Genomic DNA, 19,449 nt, shown 5'->3' with positions numbered 1-19,449 from the left:
CCGTCCGCCGTCTTCACTGTCCGCTGTTCTTAGCCGCGTTCACCAGCCCCTGCTGGAGCTTGCCGACGTCCTTGTTCTGCAGGAAGAGGCCCACCGCGGTGTCGATGTCGGTGTGCCACTTGTTGTTGGCGGTGACGCCGTGCCAGAACGAGCCCGCGAGCTTGATGTCGGGACTGGTCCAGCGCTCCAGCGCGTACTTCAGGTAGCCCGTGTAGAGGCTCTTGTCGCCATCGGTGCGGGCGGGGATGGAGCCCTTCTTCGGGTTGAAGAGGTCCTGGCCCTCCTTGCTGGACACCTCCTTCAGCCACGCGATCGCCCCGCCGCGGTGCGGTGCGTTCTTGGGCAGGGTGAAGCTGTCCGACAGCCACATGTAGGTGCCCTCGGTGCCCGGGGACGGCGCGTACTTGAAGTCGGTGTCGAGCTTCTTGCCGAGGCCGTTGGGGGCCTCGCCGACGAAGTAGCCGTAGGCCCAGTCGCCCATGATGTTGAACGCGGCCTTGCCGTCCACGACGGCCTTCGCGGCGCCCTGCCAGTCGGTGGACGCGGCCTCCAGCGTCGTGTACCTCATGATCTGGCCGAACTCGTGCAGTGCCTTGGTGACGGCCGGGGTGTCCCAGACGGCGCCCGGCTCCCACAGCGCGTTGTAGGCGTCGGTGCCGAGGCTGCCGAGCAGCACGTTCTCCAGCAGGTGGTCGGCGGTCCACTGCGCGCCGAGCGACAGCGGGACCTTGTCGGTCTTGTCGTCGACGGCCTTCAGCGCGGTGATGAAGTCGGCGATCGACTGGGGCGGGCCGTCGATCCCGGCGTCCTCCAGGATGCCCGGGTTGTACCACAGGACGTTCGACCGGTGGATGTTCACCGGGACCGAGTAGATGTGCTCCTTGTAGGTGATCTGGTCGAGGAGCTGCTTCGGGTAGACCGAGTAGAGGTTGTTCCGTGCGAAGAACTCGTCCAGCGGCTCGATCTGCCCGGCCTTGATGTAGTCGAGGAGTTCGGCGCCCGCGTGGCCCTGGAACGAGTCCGGCGGCTTGTTGTTCTGCAGGCGGCTCGCGAGGACGGCCTTCGCCTGCGTGCCCGACCCGCCGGCGATGGCCGCGTTGGTGAACTTGGTGCCGGGGTTCTTCTTCGCGAAGTCGGCCTGCATCGCCTTGAGCCCGTCGGCCTCGCCTGGACCGGTCCACCATGAGAAGACCTCGACCTCGGACTTGTCGTCGTCGGAGCCGTCGTCCTCGTTCGCGCCGCAGCCCGCCAGGGCGAGGGCGCCGGTCATCGCTACGGCCGCGAACACCTTGAGGCGGTGCCTGGGAGCGCGTACTCGCATCGTCCGTCCCTTCGGTTGCCCCCCGGGAGAAGCAAGCGTCCGCTCGGAAAGGCGCACCGGTCAACACCGGGGACGGAAAAGTGATCAAGCGGTGATGCGTGTCATGGAAGGGACGAATCGCACCTCGGCGACGCGCTCCGGCGGCGTCTCCGGCCGGGTCTCCGGCAAGGTCTCCGCTGGTCTACCACCTGACCGCGGGAGGCAGGTCCCGCTCGCCCGCGTCGGGCCAGTCGAGCGGCGCGCCGAGGGGTGCGAGCTCGGCGAGCTGGAGCCGGTACCACGGCGACGCCTGGGGGCGGTCGACCAGTTCCAGGCAGCGCTCCCACGTCCACCACTCCGCGCGCTCCACCTCCTCCGGGTTCGGCCGGACGGGCCCGTTCGCCGGGACGGTGGCGCGCAGGACGGGGCAGCGCTCGTTCTCGACCGTCCCGTCCTCGGCGACGGCCCGGTACTGGAACCCGGGCAGCACGGACGTGAACGACACGGAGGCGAGCGACGCCTCGTCCATGCCGAGCTCGTCCCGCAGCCGCCGGAGGACGGCCGTCCGCAGGTTCTCGCCGGGGCCGGGGTGGCCGCAGCAGCTGCCCGTCCACACTCCCGGGAACGTGCGCTTGTCCAGTGCGCGCTGAGTGATCAGGACGCGCCCCTCCGTATCCACGACGTAACACGAAAAAGCCAGGTGATACGGCGTGTCCCGGTGATGGCTCGCGCCCTTCGGCGCGGTCCCGACCGCCTCGTCGTCCGCGTTGAGCAGCACAATCTCTTCGACGCCCATACTCTGTTCCTACCCCATCCCTGCACCGGGGGCGGTTCCCCCGCACGGGGTCAGTCTTTTCACACCCGCGGGGCAGGCGGCCTGCGGCGCGCCGGGGGCGAACCGGGATTAAACTCGGAACGGCGCCCGAGCCAGGGGAGATCCGATCCCCGACGGAGGAGTTGAAACGAGTGAGCTTGCTGGAGTCGATCTCAGGTCCCGACGACCTCAAGCGACTGGACGCCGCTCAGCTACCTCGCCTCGCGGAGGAGATCCGCGAGTTCCTCGTCCAGGCGGTCTCCAAGACCGGCGGGCACCTCGGCCCGAACCTCGGCGCGGTCGAGCTGACGATCGCGCTGCACCGGGTCTTCGACTCGCCGCACGACAAGATCCTGTTCGACACGGGGCACCAGGCGTACGTCCACAAGATGCTCACCGGCCGGCACGACTTCGAGCTGCTGCGCAGGCGCGGCGGCCTGTCGGGCTACCCGAGCCGCGCCGAGTCCGAGCACGACGTCATCGAGAACTCGCACGCCAGCACCGCCCTGTCGTACGCCGACGGGTTCGCCAAGGCGTTCCAGCTCCGCGGCGAGACCGACCGCGCCGTGGTGGCCGTCGTCGGCGACGGCGCGCTGACCGGCGGGATGTGCTGGGAGGCGCTCAACAACATCGCGGGCGGCGCCGACCGGCCCGTGATCATCGTGGTCAACGACAACGGCCGCTCCTACTCCCCGACGATCGGCGGCCTGGCCTCCCACCTGGCCGACCTCCGCGTCACCCAGGGGTACGAGCACGCCCTCGACCTCATCAAGAAGACCGTCCCCCGGACCCCGGTGGTCGGGAACATCACCTACGAGGCCCTGCACGGCATCAAGAAGGGCCTCAAGGACGTCCTGCAGCCGCAGGCCATGTTCGAGGACCTCGGCATGAAGTACGTCGGCCCCATCAACGGGCACGACGAGGACGCCGTCGAGCGCGCGCTGCGCCGGGCCCGCGGGTTCGGCCAGCCGGTCATCGTGCACTGCATCACGACCAAGGGACGCGGCTACGCGCCGGCCGAGAACGACACCGAGGACTGCATGCACGGCGGCGGCGCGTTCGACCCCGCCACCGGCGCCTTCGTCCGCAAGAAGGGCGGCCCCGCCTGGACGAAGGTCTTCGGCGAGGAGATGGTCGCGATCGGGCGCGAGCGCCGCGACGTGGTCGCCATCACCGCCGCGATGCTGTACCCGACCGGGCTGGCCCCGTTCGCCGAGGCGTTCCCCGACCGCATCTTCGACGTGGGCATCGCCGAGCAGCACGCGGTCACGTCCGCGACCGGGCTCGCGATGGGCGGCCTGCACCCCGTCGTGGCGGTGTACGCGACGTTCCTCAACCGCGCGTTCGACCAGGTCCTGATGGACACGGCGCTGCACCGGCAGCCCGTCACCTTCGCGCTGGACCGCTCCGGCGTGACCGGCGACGACGGCGCCAGCCACAACGGCATGTGGGACATGTCGATCCTCCAGCTCGTCCCCGGGATGCGCATCGCCGTGCCGCGCGACGGCGCCCGGCTGCGCGAGCTGCTGCGCGAGTGCGTCGCCGTCTCCGACGGCCCGACCGCGATCCGCTACCCGAAGGGCCCGGCCGCCGACGACATCGAGGCGGTCGGCAAGGCGGGGGAGATGGACGTCCTGGCCCGCCACGACGGCTCCAACGGCACCCGCGTCCTGCTGGTCGCGGCGGGGTCGATGGCGTCGCCCGCGGTCGAGGCCGCCGAACTGGTCGCCGCGCAGGGCATCGGCGTCACGGTCGTCGACCCCCGGTGGGTGAAGCCGCTCGACCCGGCGCTGCTCGACCTCGCCCGGGAGCACGCCCTCGTCGCCGTCGCCGAGGACAACGGCCGCACCGGAGCCGTCGGCGACGCCGTCGCCCGCCTCCTGCGCGACGCCGAGGTCGACGTGCCGGTCCGGACGTTCGGCATCCCGCAGGAGTTCCTCGACCACGCCGCACGCGCCGAGATCCTCACCGACATCGGCCTCACGCCCCAGGCCCTCGCCCGGGACATCACGGCGTTCGCCACTGCACTGTCCTTGGCGTCGGGCGCGGAGCGCCTTCCGTCGGCGGACAACGCCACCGACCGCTAGCGTCGCCCGGCCCGGCCCCGGCCGGGCCGGTCAGACGCCCTCGGCGGAGACCAGGTGCCAGAAGTGGGTGATGGACGCTGCGGTCGTGCCCAGGTCGCGGCCTGAGTACGTCCATCGCCCGCGCAGGCGCCAGGGACGCCCGTTGCCGTCCTGGACGTAGACCTGGAGCGGGAAGCACGCGTCGTGGGCGCGGATGACGCCCGCCGGGTCCACCGTTGGGGCGAGGCTGGGCGCGCCCTCACAGCGCACGCCCATGACGGACGTGCGCGGGTCCTGGCGCAGGAGTCCCTGCGTCAGGTCGTACACGAGTACGGACACGTAGTCGGGACCCAGCCACCTGAGGTCGGGGACGGTCTCGGGTGGAGGGAACCCGTACAGTTCTGGACCGCCGGCCACAGGCCGCACCGTAGCGTCCTGGACACACGTCCGTCACTACCCCGCGAGGGGGATCTTCGCGGGGGGCGGGTCAATCCCCGCCGCGGCACGCGGACGTCATCGCCTCCCAGCGGGCAAGCTTGACGCGCTCGCCGCGGTCCAGGGACTGCGCGAGGGCGACCTCGGCGGCGTCGAGCTTGAGCCAGTCGTCGTAGGTGACGACGGGCAGCCCCCGCGCCTCCAGCAGCTCCTCGATGTTGCGCTTCGGCCCGGTCTCGGCCCCGCCGAGGTCCTCCAGGAGGTTGCGGACGGTCTCGGCCGCGTCGGACTTGTTGGTGCCGACGACGCCGGACGGGCCGCGCTTGATCCAGCCGGCGACGTACTCGCGGGGGACGGGCGAGCCGTCCGGGCCGATGACGCGGCCGCCCTCGTTCGGCACGGTGTAGGAGCGCTCGTCGAACGGGACGCCGTCCAGCGGGACGCTCTGGTAGCCGACCGAGCGCAGCACCATGCCGACGGGGAGCGTCTCGAACTCGCCGGTGCCGGTGACGCGGCCCGTCTCGTCCAGCCGGGTCTTCTCCAGCCGGAGCCCCTCGACGCGGTCGGTGCCGATGATCTCGGCGGGGGCGCGCCAGAACCGCACGTCGATGTGCCGGGGGCGCGCGGCGCCCGGGTCCTCCGTCCAGGACCTGAGGACCTTGACGTTGCCGCCGACCTTGCGGTCCTTCTCGGCCAGTTCGGCGCTGGCGGGGTCGAGCTCCATGTCCTCGGCGCTGACGTGGATGCTCGCGTTGGGCAGCTCGCCCAGCTCGCGGGCCTCCTTGGTGGTGAACTTCGCCTGCGCCGGGCCGCGCCGCCCGATCATGTGGACGCGCTTCACCCGGCTCTGCGACAGCGCCTCGATGACCTGCTCGGGGACGTCGGTCTCCCGCAGCTCCTCGGCCGTCTTGGCGAGGATCCGGACGACGTCCACGGCGACGTTCCCGACACCGATGACCGCGACCTCCTCGACCGCCAGGTCGAAGACGTGGTCGGCGGCGTCGGGGTGTCCGCAGTACCAGTTGACGAAGTCGGTCGCGGCGATGCTGCCCGGCAGGTCCTCACCGGGGACGCGCATGTGCCGGTCGACCATCGCGCCGGTGGAGTAGATGACGGCGTCGTAGCACTCCAGCAGGTCGTCGCGGCTGATGTCGCGGCCGAGCTCGACGCAGCCGAAGAACCGCACGGCGGGGTCCTCCAGCACCTTCTGCAGGTACCGGGCGATCGACTTGATGGACTTGTGGTCGGGGGCGACGCCGTAGCGGACCAGCCCGTAGGGCGTCGGCAGCCGGTCGAACACGTCGACGCGGACGTCGCCGTCCGTCTGCTTGACGAGGGCCTCGGCGGCGTAGATGCCCGCCGGCCCCGAGCCGATCACCGCGACGCGAACTGGAGAACCCATGCGGGCCATTCTGCACACATGCCGCGCGGAATGACACAGGGACCCCCGTATGGGCCGCTCCGCTGGTCAGGACTTCATGGGAAGGTCCGCGCCGTCCCTGAGCCGGCTGTTCCGGTACCCGTACGCGGCGTAGATGACGATCCCGATCACCATCCAGACGAGGAACCGCAGCCAGGTCTCCACCGGGAGGTTCAGCATCACGAACAGGCAGGCGAGGATGGACAGGGCGGGGACGAGCGGCACGAGCGGCGTGCGGAACGCGCGCGGCAGGTCCGGGCGGGTGCGGCGCAGGATCATCACGGCGGCCGAGACGACGACGAACGCGAACAGCGTGCCGATGTTGACGAGGGTGGCGAGCTCGGCAAGCGGGATGAACCCGGCGAGCACCGCGACGATCACGCCCATGATGACGGTCGACCGGTAGGGCGTGCCGAACCGGGGGTGGACGACCGAGAGCCAGCCCGGCACCAGGCCGTCCCGGGCCAGCGCGAAGAAGATCCGGCTCATCCCGAGCAGCAGGATCATCACGACGGTGATGAGGCCGACGACGGCGCCGATGTCGATGATGGTGGCGAACACCGGGTGCCCGGCGGCCTTGAACGCGTCCGCGAGGGGCGCCTCGGTGCTCAGCTCCGTGTAGTGCTGCATGCCGACGACGACGGTCGAGACGGCCGCGTACAGGACGGCCGTGATGACGAGCGAGCCGATGAGACCGATCGGCAGGTCCCGCTGCGGGCGCTTGGCCTCCTCGGCGGCGGTGGCGACGATGTCGAACCCGATGTAGGCGAAGAACACGATCGCGAGGGCGGAGAAGATGCCGAGCCAGCCGTAGGCGACCGGCGTGAGGCCGAACAGCACCTGCATCAGCGGCGCGTCCAGCCCGCCGACCTCCGGTGTCGACTTCGAGGGCGGGATGAACGGGTCGTAGTTGGCGCCCTTGACGAAGAACAGCCCCGCGAAGATCACCAGCAGCACCACCCCCACCTTGATCGCAACGACCACGGCGTTGACCATCGAGGAGATCTTGATGCCGAGCACGAGCAGCGCGGTCACCGCCAGCACCAGCGCGATGGCGGGGACGTTGACCGTCCCGCCCTCGCCGGGCGGCGCGGCGATCACCTCCGGCACCGTGACGCCGATGCCGTCCAGCAGCGAGGCGAAGTACCCGGACCAGCCGACCGCGACGACCGCCGCGCCGAGCGCCATCTCCAGGATGAGGTCCCAGCCGATGATCCACGCGGGGAACTCGCCGAGGGTGGCGTACGAGAACGTGTAGGCCGACCCGGCGACCGGGACGGTGGAGGCGAACTCGGCGTAGCACAGCGCCGCCAGCCCGCACACCAGGGCGGCGAGGATGAACGACAGCGCGACCGCGGGGCCCGCGTTGTCGCGGGCGACCTGCCCGGTCAGCACGAAGATGCCGGTCCCGACGATCACGCCGACGCCGAATACCGTCAGGTCCAGCGGCCCCAGCGCGCGCCGGAGCCGGTGCGTGGGCTCCTCGGTGTCGCGGATCGACTGCTCGACCGACTTCGTGCGCAGCAGGTGCATCCTCCGGCCTCCCCTGGTGATCGTCGCGGCAGTCACGCGTATGCCCATATGTGCGCGACTTATGGCCGACGAAACCTTGGTGTGCCCGTGAACTGGGGAAATGCCGGGAAAAGGGCGTCCCGAACGGTGTTCGGGACGCCCTTCCGAGGGAGCGGCGGGGGTCGGACGGGCCGGGTGGCCGGCCGGGTCAGGCCGGCGGCGAGGCCACCCCAGGCTCCAGGAACCGGCGGCCGGTGACCCGCTCGGCGACGCCCGACCGGTCGAGGTAGGGCGTGACGCCGCCGAGGTGGAACGGCCATCCGGCGCCGAGGATCATGCAGAGGTCGATGTCCTGCGGGGCGGCGACGACGCCCTCGTCCAACATGATGCGGATCTCGTCGGCGAGCGCGTCGAGCGCCCGGTCGCGGACCTGCTCCTCGGTGGACGGGCTCGTACCGCCGCCGAAGATCTCCGCGGCCTCGGGGTCGAGGGAGAAGTCGGGCAGGTACACGCCGGTCTTGCCGGACGCGACCAGCTTCGCCAGGTTGTCCGAGAGCGGGAACCGGTCCGGGAACGCCTCGTGCAGGGTCTCGTTGACGTGCAGCGCGATCGCCGGCCCGACCAGGCCCATCAGCACGAACGGCGGCATCGGCAGGCCCAGCGGCGCGACGGAGCGCTCGGCGACCTCGATCGGGGTGCCCTCGTCCACCGTGCGGACGATCTCGGCGAGCAGCCGCAGCAGCACGCGGTTGACGACGAACGCCGGCGCGTCCTTGACGAGCACGCACGACTTCTTCAGCCGCGCGCCGGTCGCGAACGCGGTCGCCAGCGTCGCGTCGTCGGTCCGCTCGCCCCGGACGATCTCCAGCAGCGGCAGCACCGCGACGGGGTTGAAGAAGTGGAAGCCGACCACGCGCTCGGGGTGCCGCAGCCCGGACGCCATCTCGCTCACCGACAGCGACGAGGTGTTGGTCGCGAGGACGCACTCGGCGGAGACGTGCTCCTCGACCTCGGCGAACACCTTCTTCTTGACCGACATCTCCTCGAAGACGGCCTCGATGACGAAGTCGGCGTCGGCGAACGCCTCCTTGCCGAGCGAGCCGGTGATGAGCGACTTGAGCCGGTTGGCCTTGTCGGGGGAGACGCGGCCCTTGCCGAGCAGCTTGTCGATCTCGCCGTGCGCGTGGCCGACGCCCTTGTCGAGGCGCTCCTGGTCGAGGTCGGTCAGCACGACCGGCACCTCCAGGCGCCGCGCGAACAGCAGCGCGAGCTGCGAGGCCATCAGCCCGGCGCCGACGACGCCGACCTTGGTGACCGGGCGGGCCAGGGCCTTGTCGGGCGCCCCGGCGGGCTTCTTGGCGCGCTTCTGGGTGAGGTCGAACGCGTACAGGCCGGCGCGCAGCTCGTCGCTCATGATGAGGTCGGCCAGCGCCTCGTCCTCGGCGGCGAAGCCCTCGTCCCGGTCGCGGTCCTTCGCCGCGGCGATCAGGTCGAGCGCGCGGGTGTAGGACGGGGCGGCGCCGTGGAGCTTGCCGTCCACGTTCCAGCGGGCCGCCGCGACCGCGTCGTCCCACGCCTTGCCCCGGTCGACCTCGGGCCGCCGGATGGTGATGTCGCCGTTCAGGACGCGGGCCGTCCAGGCCAGCGACTCCTCCAGGAAGTCGGCCGAGTCGAAGATCGCGTCGGCGATGCCCAGCTCGTACGCCTGCGGGCCCTTCAGCGTGCGGTTCTGCGCGAGCGGGTTGTCGATGACGACCTTGATCGCCTTCTCCGCGCCGATCAGGTTCGGCAGCAGGTACGTCCCGCCCCAGCCGGGCACGAGCCCGAGGAAGGTCTCGGGCAGCGCGAGCGCCGGGACGCCGGACGAGATCGTCCGGTAGGTGCAGTGCAGGCCGATCTCGACACCGCCCCCCATCGCCGCGCCGTTGTAGTAGGCGAACGACGGGACGTCCAGCTCGCCGAGCCGCCGGAACACGTCGTGGCCCAGCCTGGCGATCGCGTGCGCGTCCTCCCGCGTCCGGATGAGCGGGACGCCGTTGAGGTCGGCGCCGACGGCGAAGATGAACGGCTTGCCGGTGACGCCGACGGCCGCGATGTCGTCGCGCGTGGCGATCGAGTCGAGGGCGGCGTTCAGGTCCGCGAGCCCGCCCGGGCCGAATGTGTTCGGCTTCGTGTGGTCGTGGCCGTTGTCGAGCGTGATGAGGGCGAGGGTGCCCGCGCCGTACGGGAGGGTCACGTCCCGGACATAGGCGCGCGTGACGACCTCGTCGCCGAAGAGTTCCGCAAGACCAGTCACTGTTCCCTCCCTGGGGGCGGTCCCCCCGGCCCCCCGAACGACTGCGTCGCTCATTCGGTCCCCTCCCAGTTCGCGTTCTCCCAGAGGACCGTCCCGCCCATGCCCATGCCCACGCACATCGTGGTCAGTCCGTACCGGACGTCCGTGCGCTCCTCGAACAGGCGCGAGAGCTGGTTCATCAGCCGGACGCCGGACGAGGCGAGCGGGTGGCCGAGGGCGATCGCGCCGCCCCACGGGTTCACCCGCGCGTCGTCATCATCGATCTTGAAGTGCTCCAGGAACGCCAGCACCTGCACGGCGAACGCCTCGTTGATCTCGATGAGGCCGATGTCGTCCATCGTCAGCGCGTTGCGGGCAAGGAGCCTCTCGGTGGCGGGGACGGGCCCGACGCCCATGACCTCCGGCTCGACCCCGGCGAACGCGAAGTCGACGAGCCGCATCCGCGGGGTGAGGCCGATCTTGCGGGCCACGTCCTCGGCGGCCAGCAGGCAGGCGGTGGCGCCGTCGTTGAGGCCCGCGGCGTTGCCCGCGGTCACGTTGCCGTGCACCCGGAACGGGGTCTTCAGCGCGGCCAGGCTCTCCAGCGTCGTCCCCGGGCGCGGCGGCTCGTCCTCCGTCGCGAGCCCCCAGCCCTTCTCGGCCGAGCGGATCGCGGTCGGCGCGAGGTCCGGCTGGATCTTCCCGGCGGCGTAGGCGGCGGCGACCTTCTGCTGGCTGCGGACGGCGTAGGCGTCCGCGCGCTCCTTGGTGATGCCCGGGAACCGGTCGTGCAGGTTCTCGGCGGTCGAGCCCATGACCAGGGCGGACGGGTCGACGAGCCGGTCGGCGAGGAACCGCGGGTTCGGGTCGACGCCCTCGCCCATCGGGTGCCGTCCCATGTGCTCGACGCCGCCCGCGATGACGACGTCGTAGGAGCCGAACGAGATGCCCGCGCCGGACGTGGTGACGGCGGTCATCGCGCCCGCGCACATCCGGTCGATGGCGTAGCCCGGGACGCTCTTCGGCAGCCCGGCCAGCACGGCGGCGGACCGCCCGATGGTCAGGCCCTGGTCGCCGGTCTGGGTGGTGGCGGCGATGGCGACCTCGTCGACCCGCTCGGGCGGGAGGGACGGGTTGCGGCGCAGCAGCTCGCGGATCGCGCGGACGACCAGGTCGTCGGCGCGGGTCTCCGCGTACAGGCCCTTGGGGCCGGCCTTGCCGAACGGTGTGCGTACGCCGTCGACGAACACGACGTCGCGTGCGTTGCGAGGCACGGTGTCGTCCTCCCTTGGGGTTCGGTGGCGGTTTGGCCGGGTGGAGGCGGGCTCCGGGAAGGTGTCGGGGCTCGTGCCGCCCGGTGCCGGGAGGCGCGCCCGGTTCTCGGCGGCGCGCCGGCTCGCTACGACACGCGCGGCGCCCGGCGGCACGAGTACCCGCGACAGCGATGCTACTCGCTGGTAACCACAAATGCTACTCGTCAGTAACCACTGACCGGGGTGTGGCCCCGGGCGCCCTTGTCCGGCCGGTGGCGGCTGGGTACCGTGGCTCGACGGAGGAGGGCACGGTGACGCACGCGAGGCCCGCATACCGGCCGGGGATACGCCGCCGGATCGGGCATATCCGCGATCTCGCCGCGCTCCTGCTGCGCACCGGGCTGCTGTTCTCCGGCGGCCCGCGGCGCGTCCTCCGGCAGATCGGCACGCTGCGGCGCTGGGGCACCACCCTCGCCGGGCTCGTCGCCGCGGCCGCCGCCCGCTCCCCGTCGCGCCCCGCGCTGATCGACGACGAGGGCGCCCTCACCTTCGGCGAGCTCGACGAGCGCGCCGCGCGGCTTGCCGCCGGGCTGCCGCTGCACGGCCCGCGGCCGCGCGTCGGGGTGCTGTGCCGCAACCACCGGGGCATGGTGGAGACACTCGTCGCCTGCAGCAGGCGAGGCGCCGAGGTCGTCCTGCTCAACACCGGCTTCGGGAAGGGCCAGCTCAGCGCCGTCCTCAGCGAGCTCCGCCCCACCCTGATCGTCGCCGACGCCGAGTTCGCCCCGCTGCTGCGCAGCCTGCCGGTCGCGCTGCGCCGCAACGTCCTGTGGGCCGACCGGCGGCCGGGCCCGGCGCGGGAGGTCCCGCTCGCCGCGCCCGTTCCCCTCGACACGCTGCCGCCCCTGCCGCCCACGCCGCGCACCGCCCCCGAGCCCCCGCCGCCCGCGCCGCCGGCCCCGGCCGAGAAGGGGCCCAGCGTCGAGGAGGTCATCGGCTCGGTGCCCGCGGACGCCGCCGCGTCCGGTCCGGGCGCCAAGCCGCCGCAGATACAGAGCCGCACCATCATGCTCAGCTCCGGCACCACCGGACGCCCGAAGGGCGCCCGCCGCCCGCCCCGCCCCGGCTTGTGGCCGCTGGCCTCGATGACGTCCCGGATCCCGCTCCGCGCCCGGCAAACGATGATCATCGAGGCGCCGCTGTTCCACACCTGGGGCTACGCAGCGCTGCAGATGGCGTGGGCGCTGCGGGCGCCGGTCGTGCTGCACCGGCGGTTCGACCCCGCGCAGACGCTCCGGGCCATCACCTCCCACCGCGAGACCACCGTGTTCGCCGTCCCGGTGATGCTCCAGCGGATCCTCGAACTGCCGCCCGGGACCCGCGCCCTCCACGACGCGTCCTCGCTGCGGATCGTGGCGATCAGCGGGGCCGCGCTGCCCGGCGACCTCGCCACCCGCTTCATGGACGAGTTCGGCGACCGCCTCTACAACGTCTACGGCTCCACGGAGGCGTCCTGGGTGTCCATCGCCACCCCGCGCGACCTGCGGACCGACCCGCGCACCGCCGGGCGGCCGCCGCGCAACACCTCGCTCGCCATCCTCGACGCCGAGGGGCGCCGGGCCGGCCGCTCCACGATCGGGCAGATCTTCGCCGCGAACGAGCTGCCGTTCGAGGGCTACACCGGCGGCGAGCCGATGGAGGTCCGCGACGGGATGCTCGCCACCGGCGACCTCGGCCACATCGACCACCGCGGCCTGCTGTTCGTGGACGGCCGCGCCGACGGCCTCGTCGTGTCCGGCGGGGAGAACGTCGTCCCGCGCGACGTGGAGGACGCCCTGCTGCGGCTCCCGGAGGTCGGCGAGGTCGCGGTCGTCGGCGTCCCGGACGACGAGTGGGGGCAGCGGCTCGCCGCGTACATCGTGCTGCGGCCCGGGGCCCGGCTGGAGGCGGACGCCGTCCGCGACTACGTGCACGAGCAGGTCGCCCGGTACGCGGTGCCGCGCGACGTGCGCTTCCTTCCCGAGCTGCCGCGCAACGCCACCGGCAAGGTCGTGTACCGCTGGCTCACCGCGCCCCCCGGCCGGCCCCCGGAGGGCCGCGTCGAATGGCCGCCCCTGGGCGCGGGCCAGGCGGGTTAGGCGGGCCGTGCGGCGTCGATGGCCGGTTCCACGGACACCGGGAGCCGCACGGTGATGGACAGTCCGCCATCGGGCCGCGGGACGGCATCGATCGCGCCGCCGTGCGCGTTCACCACCGCCCGGACGATCGACAGGCCGAGGCCCGCGCCGTCGCGCGACCCCGTCCGGTCCGCGCGCAGCCGCCGGAACGGCTCGAACAGCGACCCGACCTCGTAGGACGGCACGGGCCGCCCGGTGTTGACGACCTGCAGGAACGCCTCCCCGTCCCGGACGCCGGTCCGGACCCACACCCGCCCGTCCCGCACGTTGTACTTCAGCGCGTTCTCCAGCAGGTTCACCGCGCAGCGCTCCAGCAGGACGGGATCGCCCGACACGGCGGCCGGCGCGAGCCTGGCCTCGACGTCCACCTCCGCGTCCACGGCCCGGTCGTCGAGCTGGTCGAGAGCGCTGCGCACCACGTCCGGCAGGGGGGTCGCGACCCGCGTACCCGGCTCCCGCTCCGACCGGGCGAGCGTCAGCAGCCCGTCGATCAGCCGCTCGTGCCGCGCGGTGTTGCCGAGCAGCACGTCCGCGAGGGCCTTGGTCTCCGGCGGGTTCTTCCGGCTGGCCAGCGCGACCTCCAGGACCGTCCGGTTGATCGTCAGCGGGGTCCGCAGCTCGTGCGAGGCATTGGCGACGAACCGGCGCTGGCCGTCGAACGCCCGGTCCAGCCGGTCCAGCATCCGGTCGAACGTGTCGGCGAGGTCCTTGATCTCGTCCTGCGGGCCGTCCAGCGCGATCCGCTGGTGCAGGGTGCTCTCCGACAGCCGCCGCGCCGTCGCGGTCACCCGGTGCAGCGGCCGCAGCATCCGCCCCGCGACCACGTACCCGATCACCACGGCGAGGACGCCCACGACCAGCATCAGCAGCACGGAGCTCTGCAGCAGCTGCTCCAGCACGTCGCGCTTCTGCTGGGCGAGCCGCCGGTCGGCGTCCTCCCGGAGCGCCATCAGCTGCGCGATCCCGTCCTGCGACGCCAGGCCCCCTTCCGCCGCCAGCCTCTGCAGCCGCGAGAACGCCTCGGGGTCCACGTCGCCGGACCGTGTGAGGCCCTGGTCCATCGTCCGGACGGTGAGCACGTACGTCACCGCGACCAGCAGCGCCGACGTCATCAGGAACAGCGACCCGTACACGAGCGTCAGCCGCGTCCGCAGGCTCAGGGCCGGCGCTCTCCCGAGTGCCCTCATCACGCCTCCAGCCGGTATCCCGAGCCCGTCACCGTCTCGATCACCGGGGGCTCGCCCAGCTTGCGGCGCAGCGTCGCCATCGTCACCCGGACGATGTTGCTGAACGGGTCGATGTTCTCGTCCCACCCGCGCTCCAGCAGCCGCTCGGCGCTGACCACGCCGCCCTCCGCCCGCAGCAGCTCCTCCAGCACCGTGAACTCCTTGTTGGTCAGCCGCAGCTCCCGGCCGTCCCGCGCGACCCTGCGCCGGTGCGGGTCCAGCCGGATGCCGCGCCGCTCCAGCACGGGCGGAACCGGCGGCCCGGACCTGCGCGCCAGCGCCCGCACCCGCGCCACCAGCTCGCTGAACACGAACGGCTTCGGCAGGTAGTCGTCGGCGCCCAGCGACAGCCCGGCCACCCGGTCCTCGACGTCGCCGGACGCGGTCAGCATCAGGATCCGTCCCGGACTGCGCCGCCCCACCAGCTCCCGGCACACCTCGTCGCCGTGGACGGCCGGCAGGTCCCGGTCGAGCACCACGACGTCGTACTCGTTGTACGAGGTCAGCTCCAGCGCCTCGTCGCCGTCGTACACGACGTCGACGGCCATCGCCTCCTCGCGGAGCCCCTCGGCGATCGCGTCCGCCAGCACATGCTCGTCCTCGACGATCAATACGCGCATGGACCCGAGCATGACCGGCCGGGGGTTAAGCGCCGGTAAGTCAGCGCTCCCAGCAGGTGTAGGTGACGGTCGCGGTACCGCCCGGCGCGAACGACACCGTCCCGGTGCCGCTCCCGTCCACGAAGCACAGCACCCGCGGCCGCACCGTCACCTCGACCGACGTCGCGCGCCCCTTCGCCAACTTCCCGCCGCCCTCCGCGCTGATCCGCGCGTCCTCCGACCGGACCGACGCCACCGACCACTTCACCGGCCCGCCCGTCGCCTTCAGCCGGATGGTGCACCGCGTCGGGAGCCCGAGCACCTGCTGCACCCCGCGGCAGGCCGAATCGTCGACCGACAGCCGTCCGGGCCCGGGGGCCTTGGGCGTCTTCGGAGGCTCGGCCTCCTTGGTGGGGGAGGCCGCCTTCGTCTTCTCCCGCGACGGCGCCGGCGGGGGACTCGGCGCCTCGGGTGCGATCGACGGCACGGGCGGCGGGGCCGGGGCCGCCCCGTCCCGGTCCGTCGACTCGAAGAGGGCGAGCATCCCGGCGGTGAGCACGATCCCGGCGGTGACCCCGGCGGCCACCAGCCACCGGTGCAGCCGCACCGGCGGCTCCGGGCGCTCGCCGCGCGGTTCCCCGGCGTCCTCGGCCGGCCCGGTGCCACGGCTCGCCTCGTCCGCCGGCGGCGCTTCGAGCGCCATGGCCAGCTGCAGGTCCTCGTTCAGCGGAGGTGCGGGCACGCATGGATTATCGCGGAAGGGGCCCCGCGCGTGATTCCGCCGAACCACACAGTTCCCTCGCCGCATTTATCAGCGGGCCAAGAAGTCAGGGCCGGATCGCGATGACGTCGTAGGGCGTTTCAGGGGTGGGAGGTGTGGTGAAGCGGGCGTTCGGCAGGTACAGCTTCGGGCCGGACCGCGCGACCGTGGTCGGGACGTCGAACCGCGGATCGGTCAGCCGCCGCACGACACGTCCCTCCGTCGCCTTCCCGTTCAGCTCGACCACGGCGACGGTGTTGAACCGGTTCTGCACCGCGTACAGCGTCCGCCCCTCCAGCAGCAGCCCGTCCCCGTTCGCCAGCACCTCACCGTGCAGGTCGACCTCCTCGGCGGCCCCGCTCCGGGCATCGACCTTGAACAGCTTCCCCGTGTTGGACTGGACGACGAGCAGCGACCGCCCGCCCCGCAGCGCCACGATGCCGTTCGCGTTGATCCCTTCAGCGAACTCGATGTCCCCGCTCAGCGGCAGGGTCTTCACCCGGCCGTGCCCGTGCAGTGGAACCCGGTACAGCACCGGATTGCTGGAGTCGGTGAACCACGCCCCGCTTCGGGTGATGACGACGTCGTTCACGAACGCCTGCCGCTCCGTCAGCGTGTAGGACTCCAGGACGCGCCCCGTCCGCGTGTCCACGACCCGCGCGTCCCCACCCGTCCCACCGGCGACGAACAGCTTGCGGCCCAGTGTCTTCATGCCGAGCGAGGGCGTCCCCGGCCCCGGGCTGATGACCCGGCCTTCTCCGGTGCGCAGGTCAGCGCGGTAAATGGCGCCGGTCGCCCGCGATCCGAAGAACGCCACCGCCCCGGGACCGGTCGCGATCCCCTCGGGCTGGAACCCGTCCGGAAGCGCGATCCGATCCGGCGACCGCCCGTGTTCGCCGTGCACGGTGCCGCCGTGCGCAGGGCCTCCGAGCGGCACCAGGAGACCGACCGTCAATCCAGCAAGGAGAAGTCGAGACCACATGCCACCAACGTCCCTTGGCCCGCTCCCGCACACCAGACCCAAGCTTGCCCGCACGCGAGAAATGCCAGGTCGCACGCGGTCGATCCGTTGCAGCAATCCACGCCGCGGCTCCTGCGCACGGACGAGCCGGCATCTACCGCGAACGCAGTACTTTCGCGCCACCTGCCATTTCCGCGGCAGCGCGATGCGTCATTGGCCGTAGGGCGAATTGCCTGCGCACGGCGGACGACGAGCAATGCGATCGGCAGGCATGATCGGCCCGCAGACCTCCGAAACGAAACAGATTTCGCCAAGCTCGAAGTGAGAAAATGATGAGAACCAAGAAGCCCGCCACGGACGGGGTTCTGGCGGGACTGGCCAGGTTCTGCCACCGGCGCCGCCGCCTGGTCCTCCTGGCCTGGATCGCCGGCGTGGCCGCCGTGGCGTTCGCCGGGTTCGGCTACGGCGCCGCACCCGACAACGATTTCTCCGGCGGGGACTCCGGCTCCGCCAAGGCGCAGCAACTGATCGAGAAGCATTTCCCCGAACAGCAAGGGGACACGCTGACCCTTGCGATAAAGGCCGACCGGGGAATCGACGACCCCGCCGTCCGGCAGAAGATCGACAAGGTCGTCGCCGAACTCGCCGCGTCACCCGTCACCGGCCCCGTGGTCTCGCCGTACCAGGACCGAAACCTCGTGACCGAGGATCGTCGCATAGCCCGAATGACCATTCCGCTGAGCGACACGGACGTGAAGAAGTCCGAGGTCGAACCCTTGGTGGACACGGTCAAGGACGCCTCCGGAAACGGCGTCACGCTCGGGCTCGGCGGATACATGGCGGAGAAGGCCGAGACGCCTCCGCAGGGTCCGGCCGAAGGCGTGGGCATCCTGGCGGCCTCGGTGATCCTCTTCATCGCCTTCGGGTCGCTGGTGGCGATGGGCCTGCCGATCGTGACCGCGCTCCTGGCGATCGCGGGCGGCCTCGCGCTGACGAAGCTGGCGGGCCACGTGATCCCCGCGCCGAACTTCACCCTGCTCTTCGGCGCGATGATCGGGCTCGGTGTCGGCATCGACTACGCCCTGTTCATCGTGACCCGCTACAAGGACGTCCTCGCGGACGGCGATGACCCCGAGACCGCCACCGTCGCGGCCGTCACCACCGCGGGCCGCGCGGTGCTGTTCGCCGGCACGACCGTCGTGATCGCGCTGATGGGCCTGGTCGTCATGGGGCAGCGGCTGATGACCGGGGTGGCCGTCGCCACGTCGATCACGGTGCTGCTCACGATGATCGCCGCGGTGACGCTGCTGCCCGCCTTCCTGGGCTTCACCGGATACAAGATCAACTCCCTGCGCCTCCCGCGCCGCGCGTCCCGCCGGGCACCGTCCCCGGACCGCCGTACCCTCGCCGAGCGTTGGGCCGGCGTGGTGCAGCGCAGGCCGCTGCTCGCCGCGCTCCTCGCCGGCTCAAGCCTGCTGGTGCTGGCCGTCCCGACGCTGTCGATGCGGCTCGGCCAGCCCGACGCCAGCGTCCAGCCGCGCGACAGGAGCAGCTACATCTCGCACGAGATCCTCTCCGAGGGCTTCGGCCCGGGCTACGGAGCACCCCTGATCTTCGCCGCCGAAACGGACGCCGACCTGCACCCCGTCGTCGAAGCGGTCGCCGGCACCGAGGGCATCGCCCACGCAACCCCCCTCAGAGTCAGCAAGGACGGCCGAGCCGTCACCTTCATGGCCTTCCCCAAGACCGGCTACCAGGACGAGGCGACCGCGGACCTGGTGCACGAGCTCCGCGACGACGTACTGCCCCGCACACCCGGCGGCGACCAGGTCCTCCTAGGCGGACCGAACGCCGGCACCATCGACGCCGCCGAGGAATCCGGCCGGCGCCTGCCCCTGATGATCGCGGTCGTGATCGCGATGTCCATGGTGCTGCTGATCGCACTGGTCCGATCGGTCACGATCGCCCTGCAGGCCGCCGTCATGAACCTGCTGTCCATCGGCGCCGCCTACGGCGTGGTGGTGGCGGTCGTCCAGTGGGGCTGGCTGGGCCCGACCCTCGGCTTTCCCGCCGCCATGCCGGTGACGACGTGGGTCCCGATGATGATGTTCCCGGTCCTGTTCGGCCTCTCGATGGACTACCAGGTCTTCCTGATCTCACGCGTCCGCGAGGAGTACGACCGAACCGGTGACACCCGCACGGCCGTGGCCCAAGGCCTGGCACGCACCGCCCGTGTGATCACGGCCGCCGCCGCCATCATGGTCGCCGTCTTCACCACCTCCCTCCTAGGCCCCGACCTAGCGGTCAAACAGGGAGGCCTGGGCATGGCCGTCGCCGTCCTGATCGACGCCACCATCGTCCGCCTGATCCTCGTCCCCGCAGTAATGGAACTCTTCGGCAAGGCCAACTGGTGGCTCCCCACCCGCCGCCCCCCAAGCCCCCACCACCCAACCCACCCCCACCTCCCCGAACACGCCACCACCTGACCCCCACACCCCCACAACCCACCCCCACGCCTAATGCGGGTTTAACGCGGGGGTGGGTTTTGTGGGGGCTCGTCGGGGCGGGTGTCTTCGGCGGGGAGGTCTTGATGGGTGTTCGGGTGGCGGTTGTCGCGGTTCTGGTCGTGTTCGGGCTTGTTGGGTGCGGGG

14 protein-coding genes are annotated in these 19,449 nt (G+C 71.8%); 3 read left to right on the top strand and 11 right to left on the bottom strand.

Annotated features, from left to right (window positions below; all coding sequences use genetic code 11):
* Positions 1 to 13 precede the first annotated feature (13 nt).
* Both IEZ03_RS01780 and idi read right to left on the bottom strand, forming a co-directional pair.
* The gene (locus IEZ03_RS01780; protein ID WP_229807924.1) at positions 14 to 1,321 is read right to left on the bottom strand and encodes an ABC transporter substrate-binding protein; all 1,308 of its coding nucleotides are present in this window, start codon (positions 1,319 to 1,321) and stop codon (positions 14 to 16) included.
* A 181-nt stretch (positions 1,322 to 1,502) separates the two neighbouring features.
* The gene (idi, locus tag IEZ03_RS01775) at positions 1,503 to 2,096 is read right to left on the bottom strand and encodes an isopentenyl-diphosphate Delta-isomerase (protein WP_184882724.1); all 594 of its coding nucleotides are present in this window, start codon (positions 2,094 to 2,096) and stop codon (positions 1,503 to 1,505) included.
* Between the two features lie 170 nt (positions 2,097 to 2,266).
* Between idi and dxs the strand changes: the two genes are divergently transcribed.
* Positions 2,267 to 4,201, top strand: coding sequence for a 1-deoxy-D-xylulose-5-phosphate synthase (gene dxs, locus IEZ03_RS01770; RefSeq protein WP_184882726.1), 1,935 nt, complete (start codon positions 2,267 to 2,269; stop codon positions 4,199 to 4,201).
* A gap of 30 nt (positions 4,202 to 4,231) precedes the next feature.
* Here the strand turns inward: dxs and IEZ03_RS01765 are convergent, their stop codons facing one another.
* The 5 genes from IEZ03_RS01765 to IEZ03_RS01745 form a co-directional block, all read right to left on the bottom strand.
* Entirely contained in the window at positions 4,232 to 4,597 is a 366-nt protein-coding gene (locus IEZ03_RS01765) for a hypothetical protein (protein ID WP_184882728.1), read from the bottom strand.
* Between the two features lie 70 nt (positions 4,598 to 4,667).
* Entirely contained in the window at positions 4,668 to 6,017 is a 1,350-nt protein-coding gene (locus tag IEZ03_RS01760) for an FAD-dependent oxidoreductase (protein WP_184882730.1), read from the bottom strand.
* A gap of 66 nt (positions 6,018 to 6,083) precedes the next feature.
* Positions 6,084 to 7,568 (bottom strand): amino acid permease, encoded by a 1,485-nt coding sequence (locus tag IEZ03_RS01755; RefSeq protein ID WP_184882732.1) that lies wholly within the window; start codon positions 7,566 to 7,568, stop codon positions 6,084 to 6,086.
* A gap of 187 nt (positions 7,569 to 7,755) precedes the next feature.
* Positions 7,756 to 9,843: a 3-hydroxyacyl-CoA dehydrogenase NAD-binding domain-containing protein gene (locus tag IEZ03_RS01750; protein ID WP_229807923.1), complete on the bottom strand. Its 2,088-nt coding sequence runs from the start codon at positions 9,841 to 9,843 to the stop codon at positions 7,756 to 7,758.
* A 50-nt stretch (positions 9,844 to 9,893) separates the two neighbouring features.
* Positions 9,894 to 11,096, bottom strand: coding sequence for a thiolase family protein (locus IEZ03_RS01745; protein WP_184882736.1), 1,203 nt, complete (start codon positions 11,094 to 11,096; stop codon positions 9,894 to 9,896).
* A gap of 290 nt (positions 11,097 to 11,386) precedes the next feature.
* Between IEZ03_RS01745 and IEZ03_RS01740 the strand changes: the two genes are divergently transcribed.
* Complete coding sequence (locus IEZ03_RS01740; protein WP_229807922.1) at positions 11,387 to 13,213, top strand: AMP-binding protein; 1,827 nt, start codon at positions 11,387 to 11,389, stop codon at positions 13,211 to 13,213.
* Here the strand turns inward: IEZ03_RS01740 and IEZ03_RS01735 are convergent.
* The 4 genes from IEZ03_RS01735 to IEZ03_RS01720 form a co-directional block, all read right to left on the bottom strand.
* Positions 13,210 to 14,439 (bottom strand): sensor histidine kinase, encoded by a 1,230-nt coding sequence (locus IEZ03_RS01735; protein ID WP_229807921.1) that lies wholly within the window; start codon positions 14,437 to 14,439, stop codon positions 13,210 to 13,212. The two genes, IEZ03_RS01740 and IEZ03_RS01735, sit on opposite strands and share 4 nt — an antisense overlap.
* On the bottom strand, positions 14,439 to 15,098 hold the full coding sequence (locus IEZ03_RS01730; protein WP_184882740.1) for a response regulator transcription factor: 660 nt from the start codon (positions 15,096 to 15,098) through the stop codon (positions 14,439 to 14,441). The genes IEZ03_RS01735 and IEZ03_RS01730 overlap by 1 nt, the downstream gene beginning before the upstream one ends.
* Positions 15,099 to 15,138: 40 nt before the next feature.
* Positions 15,139 to 15,819 carry a hypothetical protein gene (locus IEZ03_RS01725; RefSeq protein WP_184882742.1) on the bottom strand — a complete coding sequence of 227 codons (681 nt, stop codon included), beginning with the start codon at positions 15,817 to 15,819 and terminating at the stop codon, positions 15,139 to 15,141.
* A gap of 85 nt (positions 15,820 to 15,904) precedes the next feature.
* On the bottom strand, positions 15,905 to 16,792 hold the full coding sequence (locus IEZ03_RS01720) for an SMP-30/gluconolactonase/LRE family protein (RefSeq protein ID WP_221480634.1): 888 nt from the start codon (positions 16,790 to 16,792) through the stop codon (positions 15,905 to 15,907).
* 338 nt (positions 16,793 to 17,130) lie between these two features.
* On the opposite strand from IEZ03_RS01720, the gene IEZ03_RS01715 reads away from it, so the two are divergent.
* Positions 17,131 to 19,284: an MMPL family transporter gene (locus IEZ03_RS01715; protein ID WP_221480635.1), complete on the top strand. Its 2,154-nt coding sequence runs from the start codon at positions 17,131 to 17,133 to the stop codon at positions 19,282 to 19,284.
* Positions 19,285 to 19,449: the final 165 nt, after the last annotated feature.

It is taken from the genome of Actinomadura livida (assembly GCF_014648675.1).
Classification (GTDB): domain Bacteria; phylum Actinomycetota; class Actinomycetes; order Streptosporangiales; family Streptosporangiaceae; genus Spirillospora; species Spirillospora livida.
This window is presented reverse-complemented; position numbering and strand designations above follow the sequence as displayed.

Bases quoted from the DNA above. Each gene is read 5' to 3' on its own strand.
- IEZ03_RS01780 (WP_229807924.1), bottom strand. From the start codon at position 1,321: ATGCGAGTACGCGCTCCCAGGCACCGCCTCAAGGTGTTCGCGGCCGTA.
- idi (WP_184882724.1), bottom strand. From the start codon at position 2,096: ATGGGCGTCGAAGAGATTGTGCTGCTCAACGCGGACGACGAGGCGGTC.
- IEZ03_RS01760 (WP_184882730.1), bottom strand. From the start codon at position 6,017: ATGGGTTCTCCAGTTCGCGTCGCGGTGATCGGCTCGGGGCCGGCGGGC.
- IEZ03_RS01755 (WP_184882732.1), bottom strand. From the start codon at position 7,568: ATGCACCTGCTGCGCACGAAGTCGGTCGAGCAGTCGATCCGCGACACC.
- IEZ03_RS01735 (WP_229807921.1), bottom strand. From the start codon at position 14,439: ATGAGGGCACTCGGGAGAGCGCCGGCCCTGAGCCTGCGGACGCGGCTG.
- IEZ03_RS01730 (WP_184882740.1), bottom strand. From the start codon at position 15,098: ATGCGCGTATTGATCGTCGAGGACGAGCATGTGCTGGCGGACGCGATC.
- IEZ03_RS01715 (WP_221480635.1), top strand. From the start codon at position 17,131: ATGAGAACCAAGAAGCCCGCCACGGACGGGGTTCTGGCGGGACTGGCC.